This window comes from Brevibacillus sp. AG162, from assembly GCF_006715575.1.
Taxonomy (GTDB): Bacteria; Bacillota; Bacilli; order Brevibacillales; family Brevibacillaceae; genus Brevibacillus; species Brevibacillus brevis.
In genome coordinates this window covers 81027-94808 of record NZ_VFNO01000015.1, presented here as the reverse complement: position 1 = coordinate 94808, position 13782 = coordinate 81027, and the positions used below count along the sequence as shown (strand labels likewise).

Annotated in this window: 16 protein-coding genes; 10 read left to right on the top strand and 6 right to left on the bottom strand. The window is 49.2% G+C overall.

All coding sequences use genetic code 11. The features are described from left to right. The first annotated feature begins 4 nt into the window (after window positions 1-4). From FB479_RS28945 to FB479_RS28900, 10 genes are read left to right on the top strand one after another with little or no spacing between them, the layout of a single operon-like run. Window positions 5-403 (top strand): contractile injection system sheath initiator, encoded by a 399-nt coding sequence (locus FB479_RS28945; protein ID WP_106656343.1) that lies wholly within the window; start codon window positions 5-7, stop codon window positions 401-403. Then, window positions 396-1556 carry a baseplate J/gp47 family protein gene (locus tag FB479_RS28940; protein ID WP_106656344.1) on the top strand — a complete coding sequence of 387 codons (1161 nt, stop codon included), beginning with the start codon at window positions 396-398 and terminating at the stop codon, window positions 1554-1556. Before FB479_RS28945 ends, FB479_RS28940 begins: the two co-directional genes overlap by 8 nt. Beyond that, window positions 1553-2515, top strand: coding sequence for a hypothetical protein (locus FB479_RS28935; protein WP_106656345.1), 963 nt, complete (start codon window positions 1553-1555; stop codon window positions 2513-2515). The genes FB479_RS28940 and FB479_RS28935 overlap by 4 nt, the downstream gene beginning before the upstream one ends. Then, window positions 2512-2901 carry a hypothetical protein gene (locus FB479_RS28930; RefSeq protein ID WP_106656346.1) on the top strand — a complete coding sequence of 130 codons (390 nt, stop codon included), beginning with the start codon at window positions 2512-2514 and terminating at the stop codon, window positions 2899-2901. Before FB479_RS28935 ends, FB479_RS28930 begins: the two co-directional genes overlap by 4 nt. Before the next feature lie 45 nt (window positions 2902-2946). After that, entirely contained in the window at window positions 2947-4023 is a 1077-nt protein-coding gene (locus tag FB479_RS28925; protein ID WP_106656347.1) for a hypothetical protein, read from the top strand. Window positions 4024-4041: 18 nt separating this feature from the next. Beyond that, window positions 4042-5019 carry a hypothetical protein gene (locus tag FB479_RS28920; RefSeq protein ID WP_106656348.1) on the top strand — a complete coding sequence of 326 codons (978 nt, stop codon included), beginning with the start codon at window positions 4042-4044 and terminating at the stop codon, window positions 5017-5019. Window positions 5020-5021: 2 nt separating this feature from the next. Then, entirely contained in the window at window positions 5022-5330 is a 309-nt protein-coding gene (locus tag FB479_RS28915) for a hypothetical protein (protein WP_106656349.1), read from the top strand. 15 nt (window positions 5331-5345) lie between these two features. Further along, window positions 5346-5483 carry an XkdX family protein gene (locus FB479_RS28910; protein ID WP_106656350.1) on the top strand — a complete coding sequence of 46 codons (138 nt, stop codon included), beginning with the start codon at window positions 5346-5348 and terminating at the stop codon, window positions 5481-5483. Window positions 5484-5496: 13 nt separating this feature from the next. Continuing rightward, window positions 5497-6423 carry an N-acetylmuramoyl-L-alanine amidase gene (locus FB479_RS28905; protein WP_164724422.1) on the top strand — a complete coding sequence of 309 codons (927 nt, stop codon included), beginning with the start codon at window positions 5497-5499 and terminating at the stop codon, window positions 6421-6423. After that, window positions 6423-6680, top strand: a complete 258-nt coding sequence (locus FB479_RS28900; protein WP_106656352.1) for a hypothetical protein — start codon at window positions 6423-6425, stop codon at window positions 6678-6680. The genes FB479_RS28905 and FB479_RS28900 overlap by 1 nt, the downstream gene beginning before the upstream one ends. A gap of 316 nt (window positions 6681-6996) precedes the next feature. Here the strand turns inward: FB479_RS28900 and FB479_RS28895 are convergent, their stop codons facing one another. The 6 genes from FB479_RS28895 to FB479_RS28870 all read right to left on the bottom strand — a co-directional run bounded on the left by FB479_RS28895 (window position 6997) and on the right by FB479_RS28870 (window position 13772). After that, the gene (locus FB479_RS28895) at window positions 6997-8367 is read right to left on the bottom strand and encodes a sigma-54 interaction domain-containing protein (protein WP_106657376.1); all 1371 of its coding nucleotides are present in this window, start codon (window positions 8365-8367) and stop codon (window positions 6997-6999) included. A 113-nt stretch (window positions 8368-8480) separates the two neighbouring features. After that, window positions 8481-8867, bottom strand: a complete 387-nt coding sequence (locus FB479_RS28890) for an MmcQ/YjbR family DNA-binding protein (RefSeq protein ID WP_106657443.1) — start codon at window positions 8865-8867, stop codon at window positions 8481-8483. 31 nt (window positions 8868-8898) lie between these two features. Continuing rightward, on the bottom strand, window positions 8899-10125 hold the full coding sequence (locus tag FB479_RS28885; RefSeq protein WP_142067530.1) for an MFS transporter: 1227 nt from the start codon (window positions 10123-10125) through the stop codon (window positions 8899-8901). Window positions 10126-10402: 277 nt separating this feature from the next. Further along, window positions 10403-11734: an alpha/beta hydrolase-fold protein gene (locus FB479_RS28880; protein ID WP_255438792.1), complete on the bottom strand. Its 1332-nt coding sequence runs from the start codon at window positions 11732-11734 to the stop codon at window positions 10403-10405. Between the two features lie 18 nt (window positions 11735-11752). Further along, entirely contained in the window at window positions 11753-12772 is a 1020-nt protein-coding gene (locus tag FB479_RS28875) for a FecCD family ABC transporter permease (RefSeq protein ID WP_142067528.1), read from the bottom strand. Continuing rightward, window positions 12765-13772 (bottom strand): FecCD family ABC transporter permease, encoded by a 1008-nt coding sequence (locus FB479_RS28870; protein WP_142067527.1) that lies wholly within the window; start codon window positions 13770-13772, stop codon window positions 12765-12767. Before FB479_RS28870 ends, FB479_RS28875 begins: the two co-directional genes overlap by 8 nt. Between the last annotated feature and the right edge of the window lie 10 nt (window positions 13773-13782).

Below are 13782 nucleotides of genomic sequence, written 5' to 3'. Positions count from 1 at the left end.
TAACATGGCTGATCTACAGCTCAAAAATGGCCAATTCGTCAGAACAGCGGACGGAGACCTTGCTCTCATAGATGATGAAGAGCTGACCATTCAGGAAGTGAGGCACGAATTTATCACGGAAAAAGGCGAAATTGACCTGCATTCTGAGTATGGCGCTCCACTGCTCCAGTTTCTGCATATGGAACAAAGCGAAGAGGCGGAAGCTGCAATCGCCAACGTCATTGCTGAAACCGTGAAAAAGTATGAGGTTGACGAAAATTCAATCCATGTCACCATTACCCGCTGGAGCTTGGACGGCATTCGGGGGCGAGTATCCTTCCGTCCAGTAGATCGCAGTCTACAGACTCAGCCCACGGTAGTTGACTTCTCCGTGAGCTATCAAGGGGTGGTCCTCCTTGATTGATCCTCAAGAATTGATTGATCCAATGCCTTCAGCTCCTGTATGGATTGATGAAATGAGCAAGGACCCGAACGTCGAAAAGTTGGGGCTGCGTAACACCAAACCGGGCGGCGTATGGCGAACGCTTTTGGAGGCTTTCTGGCGCGGTGGGCGTGACATTCGGAACCTGTTGCGATCCGTGGTCAATTCGATCTTCAATCCAACGGGTGACTGGGCAGACCTGAAAGCAGCCGAGCATAACGTCCAGCGGATTCTTGCGCGGCAGACGGAAGGAAAGGTCATCCTCACCAGGAGCGACGCCACAACGGACAGCATCATCCCGGAGGGTAGCATCTTTCGGACAAAGCCGGATATGCAGGGGAAAACCTACCGCTACCTATCGACAGCCCGCATGCTGTTCCCGGCGGGTCAAACGGAGCTACCTGTCCCGATCCGAGCTGAATCGCCTGGAGCTGCTTACAACGTCCCTGCCAACACCATTACGCAGATCGTCACACACTTACCAGTGGACGCTGTTACAAACCGCGACGATTGGATCACGGCTGAAGGACTTGACCGTGAATCGGACGACTCTCTGAATCTGAGAAGGCAGCTCGTTTGGACGGAGCTGGCCCAGGGCGGCGGGAATGCACTCACCTATGAGTCCATCGCCCGGAGTGTTCCAGGAGTCCTTTGGGTATCCGTTGATGATACCCACCCAAGGGGCCAAGGAACCGTGGACGTCTACATCGGCGGCGTCGCGGGTGCGCCTCCTGCTGAACTGATCGAGTTGGCCCAAGCAAAGCTGAATGAGAAGAAAAGCATCATTGCAGACGTTTTGGCAAAAGCGCCTACCATGATCCCGGTGAACATCGAAGGGACGATCTTTTATGACCCGGATTATGGGGACCCGACAACGCTCTTACCACAACATACCGAGGTTCTTCAGGTGATGGTTCGCATTGATCCTGACGACAAAGACAACTATCCGCTGGTTGAGAAAGTGGACAAATTCGGTTTGCCCGTTGATCGAATCGAAGGGAATCTGAGAACTATTCCCTATACGGTTAGCGTCAAGCTTACTTCTCCAGCTCAAGACCTGCTGCCATTGAAGAATCAACGGCTTGAGATCGGGACGATTAACCTGACATACCAAGCGGCGGTGAAACAATCATGAGCGCCTTTGGCAACTACTTTTATGAAATGGTTCATCGGGTTTTTAAGCTTCAGCCCACCGATGAGGAAAACGACATCTATTATTTTTCCCAGGGCTTGGGAAGCTTCTTTGACAAAGCAAAGCTTGATGTCTTTAAAATCCGTCGTGACGCTATGATCCCCACCGCTTCGGAAGCAGCGCTTGCCCTTCACGGGCGAGATCGCAACATGCCTCGCTATCGTGGGGAGACCGTCGAAGAGTACCGCAACCGCCTTTTGGCTGCTGTTCCCCTTCATCAAGAAATCGGAACAGAACCAGGAATGAAAAGAGCGCTTGCTCTCATCGGTTATCCAGGCGCAATCGTCTTGCCCTTCTACAAGCTGAAATACAGCGAGAACAAGATCGGTCAGATTGTCCGCCTCAAGATCGACGGGCTGCAAATTGATGGGAGCTGGAAGGTTGGAACGTATCACGTTCTCAACCAAGGCAGCGCAGCTCTGAAGATTGACGGCACATGGAAAATCGGAGTCGGATACAACCTGGACACACCAAACGGCGAGGACCTTTCCAAGCGATGGGCTGAGTTTATGGTCGATCTTAACGAACCAGATCAGCCATTCCTTCCCCATCACTTGCGGATCGTGGCAGACGCCATTCAATTCATGAAGCCTGCCGAGGCAAAGCTTTACTCCATCCGATTCAACAGAACCTTTGAAACACCACAAGTCACCGATCCAGCCGGGGAAATCAGTCTGATCATCACCGCTGAAACTGCCTTGCCCATCCTTCAGCCGGAGGTTGGCCTTGTGGTCAACCAGGAGGCAATGGCGATAGACGACATGATGACAGTCCATGAGCGGATCATCTTGTCGGCGGACCCGGTGAATTGGAAAGTGGATGGCTCTTGGAAGGTTGGCGGCAGCACAGAAAGACGCTTGCAGATTGAATACAGCGACAGCACAAGGAGGGTTAGACTTTGAGCAACATTGTAACAACGAGGCAGCGCGGCATTGATTTAGCCAATGCTTGCCTGAATGGAACCGCACCGCCTGGAATCACACAGATGAGTTTTGGTACTGGTGGTCATGCTCCTGGAGACATAACCACACCAGTACAGCCGGGCAGAACAGACCCGATGGAAAACCAAGTGGCTATTCTCCCATGCTCTGTACAGCATGATCCTACTGATCCGACCATCCTGGTTTACACCACGATTGTTCCCAAGGGTACGCTTGATGGCTATTCGATCACAGAAGCTGGCTTGCATTACGCTGACGGCACACTGGCCTACAGGATGACGTTCGGGGCCATCACCTTCGGTCAAATGATGGTGGATGGAACCTTCAAGATTAAAGAACGGTTTTAATGCCGTTCAAACGATATTTAAAAGCTATTCAAGGTGGTGAACAATTTGGCTGATCTTATCGGACAGTCTCAGTTTAAAGATCGTGTTCGCGGCATTGTACAGGGCGATGATGCAACTCCTGAGCTGTGGAACGGTCCCTATCAAGACCTCATAAACAATGACAAGTTTCTGAATGATACAAAGCTCGACAAGACTGAAGTCGCAGCCAACGGAGCAAATAAGGTCCCGCGCCTAGACGCTGCGGGCAAAGGAGCCTTTAGCATCACGGGCGATGCAGCCAGCATCGGCGGAAAGGTCCCCGCTGATTTTGTTCCAATGACTGAAGTCGCAGCCAACGGAGCAAATAAGGTCCCGCGCCTGGACGCTACGGGTAAGGGAGCCTTCAGCATCACTGGAGAGGCTGCAAGCGTTGCAGATGGATCGGTGTCTGATGCGAAAATTGCAAACCGCACCATCGACCAGACGATAGCACCCACAAACACAGGGTTGTTGTCCGCTCTGCTTGGCGGAATCGCTAATATGATTAAAGCCATTACTGGGAAAGCTGACTGGAAAACTGCGCCAAGAACCACATTGGAGAAGGCCGCAGCACTCGACCAAGACAACACTTTCACTGGAAATGTAATTGTAGACGCATCGGCAGCAGTGAGATATTTGATTGCTCGCATGGCTGGTGGCACTGGGGATCAAGGCGGTCTAATTGTAGATCAAGGAAGCGCCTACCGTATCCGCATGACGGCGCAAGGCACAGCTCTCGATAACGGATCAAACAGGTTTGATGTTAGGTTTGAAAAGGCGGCAGATAAAACTCTCGCAGGGAAAGGGAAAATTAACATCCTCGGTGCTTCGCAGATGAAGCTGGGAGACATTGACGTGGTTAGCCCCAACTACTTGGTACGACGCAGCGGCAAGGATGCGAATGGAAAATTTACGCAGGTTGATTATTTGCGGCCTGATGGTACTTTAGCAATTCGTACAACATTGACGGGCGCAGTAGATGCTAATGGGAATTACCCAACCATGCAGGTTGTAAAGTATGAACTGGATGGGGTAACTGTCATTTCTACAGTCAATAACCCGGTTACCTATGATGCCGACGGTGATTATCTGAATTGCGGTTAAGAAGGGAGGAAAGAAATCGTGGATACAGCACAATTATTGGCAGCGCATGGCATCGGATCGGGCGGGAATAAGAAAAAAGTAATGGTATTGGAGAAGGTTGCACAATACGGTGGTGCGAGTTTTTACAACGGAAAAATCCTTTTGAAAAACGGGTATATGTATGGACATGGCCCGAATACCAACGAATTTACTCGCCAGAAGTTAGACGATCAAACCGTTATCACAAAGACAATTAACCCACTTACAGACTACTTGCTTGACGGAAACTATATTTATGTGCTTTCAAGCGGAGTAGCCATTTATAAGTACGATTTGGCGCTGAACCTTGTGGCACAAAGCGCAGCATTTCCGGCAGGCGCAGCTATAGCGCAAACAGCAAACTATTTATATGTCATGGATGCGGCAGGAAAGAAGATTTATAAAGTCAGAAAGAGCGACCTTGTTACGGAGTCCACAACCACAACAGCAGATGCTGGTTACAACCTTGGCTATGGTTACACATGGTTTGCGATTAATGAAGAGTTGGGGTTGGCGGCATTTCAGTATTCTTCAACGTCCATTGTTGTTGCGAGGTTGTCGGATGGCGTGAGGGTGGCGCTATGTTCAACAACCTATCAGACCGTTGGGTTATTCTTCACGAAGGTTGACGGTATTGTTTTGCTAAACGCATTGGTGCAGGATGGGGCCAATTATTATTCCTTGTTTTACCGATGGAGAATGGATACCTATGCCAATACCGTTAATGGGGTTGGGTTGGAAAACCGAGGATCATCCGGGCGTATGTACGGCACGCACCAACTATTCCCAAATAGCAATATTTATATAAGTGCTGATAACGGCAGCCCGGTGGTTATATATCCCGGCGTTACTGATTTTACATGGACAGATACTCCGCCCAATAGCGGGGAACAAATTGCATCGGATGGGGTTTCTCAGGTGCTTGTGCATCGTTATTACACCACAAGAGTTTTATACAATATCAAATGGAGGGGTTAAGCATGATTTTTATTCGCCATGAGTCACCAGTTGGAGGAAAAGCCAAAGTATTGACAATTCATTATTTGCCGGAGGAGATCGGCATAAACAATGCGGCGGATGCAGAAAATGCAGGCGGCGTACTTGTTCCGACAGTACCCACCCCGGACAATATCGCAGGGAAAGAAGCGGTTTTATATTTCAATCCGACAACAAAAGAGTTTTCTTATGAGTATGTAGATAAGCCTTTAACGCAAGATGAAAAGATTGCGCAGCTAGAGCAACAATTAAAAATCACACAAGATGCACTAGATGCACTCTTGCTGGCATAAAACGGAGGGATTAAGATGGCGAGCAAACTTTATTCGTATTGCGCGATGAGATGGGAATCCGGCGCGTGGACTGAAGCTGAACTGACCACAGCCGTTACAAAAGGCTATATCACCGAGGGAGAAAAACAAGAGATCATGGCTTCGGGCCAGTAAGAGGTGAATTTTATTGAATAAATCACAAATCCAGAGCAACAAGTATTACAAGCAATTGCTAGAAATAGCTGTCGAGGACTTCATCCATGTAAACCAGTTTTCTAGGGATGGACAAGCCCTCAAGTCTCAATCTTCGGCGGTGTGGCACTACACTGCCGATCCTGGAGCTACTGCGAAGCGTGAGCAGCAATATTTCGATAATTTGAGGAATCAAAACCCGAATGACAACATCCCAGACCGCTACGCTGGCGCTCACATCTTCATTTACCAAAAAGATATTCGGATTATCATTCCCCTTTGGGAACGTGCCTATCACGCCGGGAATAGCTGGTATAACCTGAATGCAATTGGAATCGAGCTTTGTATCGAAAAAGACGGCAGCTTCCACCCTGACACTGTTGCTTCAGCCGTTAAAGTGGGTGCTTTGTTGCAGCTCCTTTTTGGGTACAAGACGGATCGCAACATAAGACACTATGATATTGAGCAAGTGAATGCACACGGCACAAGATGGCGGAAGCTCTGCCCTAAACCGTGGGTTGAGCAGCCAGCTCTATTCACCAAATTCAAAAAAGACGTTGAAGCTCAGATTCAGGCGCTTGTAAATCCACCTATGAGCAAACCTGTGAATACTGTGAATAGCCAAACTGTTGTGAAGCTTGAAATCGACGCAAAACCTACAGAAATCACAGGTTTCTTGAAAGATGGAAAAGCATACATTCCAGTACGAAAATTGGCTGATGCTCTCGGCAAGGGTGATGCGGTGGGTTGGTGTGAAGCGTCGAGAATGGTCCTTTTCTCCGGCTACGTCTTGAACAGCTCTGTTTTGATCGAGGGTACTGGCTTCGCCTGGGTTCGGGAAATTGCAAACGTCATGGGCATGGATGTTGACTGGTCTGAAGATACAAAAACTGTAAAATTGAAAGGCAAGGTGAAGCTGTAATGTTACAATTTGACTTGTCAGTATTCGATGCAACTGTAATCCCTGCGATGCTCTTTCTCCTTTGGATCGCTATTCAATTGGGTGTGCCGAAGAAGTTTATCCCGCTCCTTGCTGTTGTGCTATGCGTCCCAGTTGGCCTGTACTTCATTGGGATGAATGGAGTTGGCCTGATCGCTGGAATACTGCTCGCTGCTTCTATAGTAGGTTTCCATAGTGGGGCGAAGAACACTATGCAGCTTTTCAAAACGAGCAAATAACGGGCTTCTAGGGCTTGTGGGAACGACTCGCCTTGAAGGGAAACTAGATTTAAACGAATGTATGTTCGTATAAAATACCCTTCAAACTTGATTTAAAGAGCGTTTAAATGCAATATAAAAGGGTCTCCTGTTAGCATATTCAGGGACCCTTTTATACATTATTTCATTCAACCTACTGAATCGGACTATCTCATTTTGCGCGTCGCGTTTTCTCATTTTGCGCGTCCGCATACATCTACCAAAACGTTGTTCCTGCAGATGAAAAAAGCCGCGAACCTGGCTCAACGCCACATCCCCGACTTATACGCGCCTCGTGTTACTGGTACTTCTCCCACTTTTCGTAAAAGCTGGACTTGCTGATTTGCAATAGCTTGGCGGCGGTAAGCTTGTTCCCCCCTGCTTGCTGCATCGCTTGGCGAAGCGCTTCCTGCTCAGCCTCTTCCAAGACTTGTTTCAATGGTCGAACAGCATGAGTTGGGACCGACAAGGATGCGAGCGCCCCTTCTTCAGATACAGGCAGCCAAATATGCTCCTTTTTCAGGACATCGTCTTCGATTAGATGAAGGGCTCGTTCCAGCACGTTTTTCAACTCCCGTACATTGCCTGGCCAGGAGTAACCCCGAAGTACGTTCCATACCTCTTCATCAATGACCCTGACCACAACGCCAGTGGATTCGCCAAGCTGTTTGAGCAGGTTCGAAACCAGCTCCGGCAAATCCTCCAGACGCTCGCGCAACGGAGGGATCGAGAGTGACACGACGTTTAAACGATAATAGAGGTCCGCCCGAAACTTTCCTTCCTTGATGCTTTGAAGCATGTCCGAATTCGTGGAAGCGATCACCCGTACATCGATTGGCGTCGTCCGTACAGCACCTACCCGCTCGACTTCTTTTTCCTGCAACACGCGCAGCAGCTTGGCTTGCAGCGGCAACGGCATGTCCCCGATCTCATCCAACAAAATGGTTCCGTGGTTGGCCAGCTCGAACTTTCCTTTTTTTCCGCGGCGAACAGCTCCGGTAAACGCACCTTCTTCATAGCCAAACAGCTCTGATTCCAGTAAAGAATCCGGAATAGCGGCACAATTCACCCGAATGAAAGGACCCATTTTGCGCTTGCTCTCGGCATGAATGGCGTGGGCAAACAGCTCCTTGCCCGTCCCGCTTTCGCCCGTGATGAGCACAGTCGAATCGCTTTTCGCAACTTTCTGAGAAAATTTCTTAAGCTCCTGCAGCTTCTGGCTGTACCCAACGATTTGATCAAAATGATAGGTAGCCCCCATCCGCCGCCGCAGCTCTTTCTTATAATAGGTCAGCTCATCCTTCAGCTGAGCAACCATCGCAGCCAAGGCAGTGAGCTCCTGCACGTCCTGGAACAGCACCGTTCCCAGAACCGCAATCACTTTTCCTTCGTCCATGATCGGGATGCGATGCGCAATCATGTTCTGTCCTTTTATTTGCTGAATGTCGGCGATCTCGGCAACGCCAGCCTGACCGACAATATGCATCCGCGTGTTTTCGATGACATCCGTCACTGGCTGTCCGATCACGTCCTGTACATTAAGAAATTCCCGATAGCTCCGATTCAATAAGAGTATTTTTCCGTCCTTGTCCGTTACGATCATCGGTTCATGGGCATTTTCAAAAACGACCTCAAGCAATTTGCTCATCTGCTGGAGATTCCAATCCAAAACCGGCTCCCCCTTTGTCTGAATGCTGCTGTGTCGAACGTTCGCTCACTACTCGTTACACTAAAATTATACAGGAACGATCAGGGGAGGTGTGCTTTTTCATAAAGGCTGTGTTATCTAGGCTGCTCTTGTAATTGCTTGACCAGTCGCTTGGGAGCCGCGCACATGTAGCCTTCCCGTATGTAATCCTCGATTTCATCATAGCTAGTCACGTTTTTGTCCAGGATCGAAACCCAGCCGTGATGGCCGATGTACGGCGTCTTGTAAAAATGCTCCTGCGCAAGCAAAATCTCTTGGGTCGTCTTCAGCACCTTCACAGAAAGGGAGGGGCCTTCAGTGCCCCCCTCTCCCAAAATGACAAACGGCTTGTCGTTTACGCGAAACGATGTATGTCCAAATGCGTCTACCTGCTCCGATACTTCTGGCAACCGCATCGCCAGCTCGCGAACAGCAGCTACCATCTTCAATCCTTCTCTAGAAGAAATCTGTTCGTGCACCATCTGGTCCAAGCCTCCCTTTTCTTCCAAACGCTTATACACCAGTCTGTTCTGTACTTTGCACCACGTTTCCTTCCCTCATACGATAAAGCGGCAAAATAAAGCTGAGACCAATGATCATCAGGAATGCAGCGATCCCGTATATGACTGCGAGCGGAAGATTCACTTTCAATACCCCTGTGATACTCATCATGACGACCATGGAGCCTGTAAACAACGGGGTCAGTATTCCATTCACCCGACCGATAAAGGTACTCTCGGTATTTTTAAGCAGCATGGTGTTGATCCCAATTTGAATGGAGGGCAGGAGCAATCCCGCGACGAACTGAGCAACAAGCGTCAGCCACAGATTCGTGGACATCCCGCAAATCGCTACTGCGACCGCATTTCCAAGAAGCCCCATGACCAATAGCTTTTGCGGTGGAATCGTTTTGGCAGCTGCCATCGTCATGGCCCCTCCAGCAATCATCCCCACACCTTGAGCGGTAATTAACCATTGCAAGCTTTCTTTTGGCAATTGCAGTTGTTCGGTCACGATAAAAATCCCAAGCGGCTGAATCATTCCCAATGAGAAACCCACAGCCAAAAAGCAAAAGCCAAGCATTGACAATACGCGACTGGAGAACACATAACGAATCCCGCTGACCATCTCCCCAAGCAGTGCCGTTTCTTGCTGCTCTTCTTTCTCAACACGATCTGGCGGCAGCAAATACAGGACGCCGGCCGCAGAGAGGAACGCAACTGCCGTGATGACCATGGCAACCTCCATCCCCCATTGTTGGAACACAAACGTACCGACAATCGGACCAAATACCATAAAGATCGCGAAAATAGTCTGGTACGCGGACATTCCTACCTGAAGCTGTTCACCAGGTACATGCAGCTTGAACAGCTTCATTCCTGACGGTTGGGAAAACTGAGAGAGAATGGCTGAAATGAGTGTGGCAAAAAAGATGGCCTTCCACGAGCCGTAAACGAAGGTAAGCAGCACTCCGACAACCGATAGAGCACTGAGCACCTCACACCAGACCATCGTTTTTCTCGGTTGCCAGCGATCGGCAAACGTACCAGCAAGAAAGGAAAACAGAAAGATTGGCGCATACTCCGCAACAGAAATCATGGATACGGCATACGGATCGCCTCCTGTATGATCCATCACATAGAGCAGAATCGCCATGTTGCGCACCCATACTCCGATTTGCAACAGAAATGCTGATAACAAAATAGCCCTGACATAGCGGTTTTTCAAAACATTTGACATAAAAAAGCCTCCTTATCCATTGCGATCTGGACAGGAGGCTACGCATATTATCGCCAAAAAGACATAGAAACCCTTTGGTGAGTCTAAAAAGGATCTACCATCTATTCGCCAATATGCACATACTACCCCTATCCAAAAACGCATCGTTTCATCCGATTGGTTTTGTGGAAATAGGAGTTAGCAGATCATTGGCTTAATGGTCACCCTTTCTTGTAGAATGACCCAAGAGTACCACAAAAAGTAATCCTGTGACAAGAAAAATTCATTTGATCTTGTCCTATGCTTTGTCGACAAGTGTGATGCGCTCTGCTGCCGGAATGCGCGGCTGAGCGCCAGGGATCGCGGCTGGATAACCGATATGCAGGTTCCCCAGCACTTTTTCTCCTGGTCGAATGCCCATCGCTTCGCGGAATTCCGGCTCGTGTATCCACGGGTATGTCTCCCATGTCAGCCCGATGCCTTTTTCCCACGCCAGCAAGCTAAAGTTATGAATGACAATGCTGGTCGAAGCGAAATCGTCCTGACGCGTAATCAGGTTCGGACTTTCTTCCATAATGACCGTCATCAGCATAGGAATCGCCATGATTTTCTTGTAAAACTTCTCGCCAACTTCTTTCTTTTTCGCAGGATCAATCTCACGCTTTTCCTTCATGATCCGCACGGCCTCAGCGATTCTTCTCTTGCCTTCCCCGTACGTCACAATAAAGCGCCACGGCTGCGTCATGTGGTAATTCGGCGCCCACACCGCTGTATCCATCAGTTCTGTGACCAGCGCAGGGTCTACCTCACGATCTGTAAAACGATGAATCGAACGACGCTCTCTAATCAATTTTGGCAGTTCCATTTCTGTCTCCTCCTTCTCGTTCCAGAGCCATTGCAACGCCCCCGGAAATCTGGCGTTTGCACTTTCGCTCAGATGATCCGCCCCGTCGTCAATGAGCAGGACGAGCTGATCGGCTGTAAAGCCGCTATCAGCCAATATCTGATGCGCTTCTTTTGTCAGCGGGACCATTTGTTTCTGGACGCTTTGTTTTTTTGCGCCTTCCTTACTGCCAACATCCATGTAGATGCGCAGCGCGGGATGGTACATTTTCTTTTCCCGCATAAACGGAACCATGCCCTCATACCAATACGATCCCGAGATGCTGCCGATTTTCGTGAAAACGTCTGGATATTGGTGCGCAGCGTACATCGAAATCAAGCCGCCAAGCGAAAATCCGATGATCCCTGTTTTTTCCGGCCCAGGGTCTGTCCTGTACTTGCTGTCGATATACGCCTTACATTCATTGGCAACGTAAGAAAGATACACATCACCTTGCCCGCCAAAATCAATGTTGCGCTCAGGCGAGATCGCTTTGGAAAACCAAGGCGTATAGTCATCCCTGCGGTTTCCAGGTTGGATGCCGACGAGAATCAGCTCAGGAATTTTTCCCTCTGCAAACCTATCTTCGATTACATCAAGTGCAGTACTAAACGCAGGATCAAACAAGTCGCCGCCGTCGTGGACATACATGACCGGATAACGGGACGTACTCTTGTCATAGGATGGCGGCAAATATACGAGCAGAGCCCGGTGATGGCATACGTCTGCAAATAATTGTCCCCTCACGAATTGCACGTCCCTTCTTTATTTTTTGCGTCTGCTCAGTAGATAGAAGAAATACGGCACACCGATGATCGAAATGACAATACCCACTGGCAGTTCAATGGGTGTGAACACGGTTTTGGCGATAAAGTCAGCTGCCACGACCATGAGCATCCCGATTGTTCCTGACAAGGGAAGAACATACCTGTGCTGGATTCCCGTCAAACGCTTCGCAATATGCGGTGCCATCAAACCAACGAATCCGATGCCTCCCGAAACCGACACACACGCGCTCACGATCCCGATACTCGACAGCAGAAGAATATTGCGCTCCTTTTCCACGGACACACCCAAATTCTTGACGGATTCCTCGCTTAGTTGAAGCAAATCGAGAATATGCACCTTGCGCATTAAAACAGGAATGAGTATGACAAGCCATGGCAGCATCCCTGCAATATGCGTCCAGTTGGCACTCCAAATACTTCCTGAAAGCCAGACGGTTGCCATTTCGAAATCGTTGGGATTCATCTTTAACGAGAGATACAGCGCCACGGCACCTAATCCGGAGCCAATGGCGATCCCTACCAGAATCAGCCGTTGAGGGTCAAGAGCTCCGTTGCGCCAGGCAAATAGATAAATCAGTCCAGCTGCGAGCAAGCCACCTGTCAAACCGAACAAAGGCATAGCAATGATGGAATACCAGCTCGCATCCATAAATTGTCCACCAAAGAAAAACATAAAGGCGACAATAGCAGCTCCTGCCCCAGCATTTATACCCAATATCCCCGGATCAGCCAGCCCGTTACGGGTGATCCCTTGAATGACGGTACCAGCGACCCCCAAGCCAAAGCCGACTAACGCCGCAATAACAATCCGCGGCAGGCGGAAATCGAAAATAACCAAATCGTATTCCGCTACAGGATCAATTCGCAGTAACGTACGGATGACATCCAATATTGTCATGTCAAATACGCCATTGGTCAGGCTGATATAAATCGCAATCAAAATCAAGGCGATGTTGACGAGAAACAGCAAACGAAATCTACCTTTTCGATTAGGCATGCTTTCCCCCTCCTCTCTTGTAAATCAAATAGAGGAAGAACGGAACGCCAATAAAAGCCGTTACCACACCGATTGGGGTTTCAAATGGACTATTCATAAATCGGCTGAGAACGTCAGACAATGCCAGGAATATGCCGCCCAGTAATCCTGCACATGGAATGATCCATCGATAATCGAGACCTACCAAAAAGCGGGTCATATGCGGAATAATCAGCCCGACAAAGGCGATTTTTCCTGCCAACGCAACGGAAATGCCTGTCAGAATGACAACAGCGGTCGTTGCCAGTACTTTGACCATCACGGTTCTCTGCCCGAGACCACGTGAAACCTCGTCGCCCAAGGATAAAATCGTGACCGATTTAGACAAAAGGAGTGCCAGGACAATACCGACAACGGCAAAAGGAACCGCCAGCTTCACCAGTTCTGGCTCCAAGAGATGCAGCCTGGCATTGTACCAAAAGCTGACGTTTTGCGATACTTGAAAATAAGCAGCAATCGCAGCTGAGATACTGCTTAAAAAGGTTCCCGTAATCGTTCCGATGACCGCCATCCCTACTGGCGCCAAACCGTTCGGCAACAGTCGGGAAAAAGCGAGAACCATCGCGACTGCGAGTGCTGATCCGATCAAGGACATGGAAATCATCGTGACACTGGTAGCAGATGGAATGAAAACCATGCATAGTGTAACGGCAAAGACCGATCCGTCAGATACACCCATAATAGAGGGGGACGCGAGATAGTTCCTCGTCATCCCCTGCATCAACGCTCCTGATATCGCCAGAAATGCTCCGATCATAAGTGCTCCCAACGCTCGCGGCAAGCGAGAGTGCATCACAATTTGATGATCGACATTCCCTTCATCAAAGGCAAAGAAAGCTTGATAGATAGTCCCCGCATCAATCGGCTTGGCCCCGTAATGAATGGAGAGCAAGATCGTGAGCAGGATCACTACTGGCGAAACAGATAGTATGATCATAGAAGCTGCTTTTCTGGATTGCATAGACTACCTC

Bases quoted from the DNA above. Each gene is read 5' to 3' on its own strand.
- FB479_RS28935 (WP_106656345.1), top strand. From the start codon at position 1,553: ATGAGCGCCTTTGGCAACTACTTTTATGAAATGGTTCATCGGGTTTTT.
- FB479_RS28885 (WP_142067530.1), bottom strand. From the start codon at position 10,125: ATGTCAAATGTTTTGAAAAACCGCTATGTCAGGGCTATTTTGTTATCA.
- FB479_RS28870 (WP_142067527.1), bottom strand. From the start codon at position 13,772: ATGCAATCCAGAAAAGCAGCTTCTATGATCATACTATCTGTTTCGCCA.
- FB479_RS28900 (WP_106656352.1), top strand. From the start codon at position 6,423: ATGTTACAATTTGACTTGTCAGTATTCGATGCAACTGTAATCCCTGCG.
- FB479_RS28915 (WP_106656349.1), top strand. From the start codon at position 5,022: ATGATTTTTATTCGCCATGAGTCACCAGTTGGAGGAAAAGCCAAAGTA.
- FB479_RS28910 (WP_106656350.1), top strand. From the start codon at position 5,346: ATGGCGAGCAAACTTTATTCGTATTGCGCGATGAGATGGGAATCCGGC.
- FB479_RS28875 (WP_142067528.1), bottom strand. From the start codon at position 12,772: ATGCCTAATCGAAAAGGTAGATTTCGTTTGCTGTTTCTCGTCAACATC.
- FB479_RS28890 (WP_106657443.1), bottom strand. From the start codon at position 8,867: ATGGTGCACGAACAGATTTCTTCTAGAGAAGGATTGAAGATGGTAGCT.
- FB479_RS28945 (WP_106656343.1), top strand. From the start codon at position 5: ATGGCTGATCTACAGCTCAAAAATGGCCAATTCGTCAGAACAGCGGAC.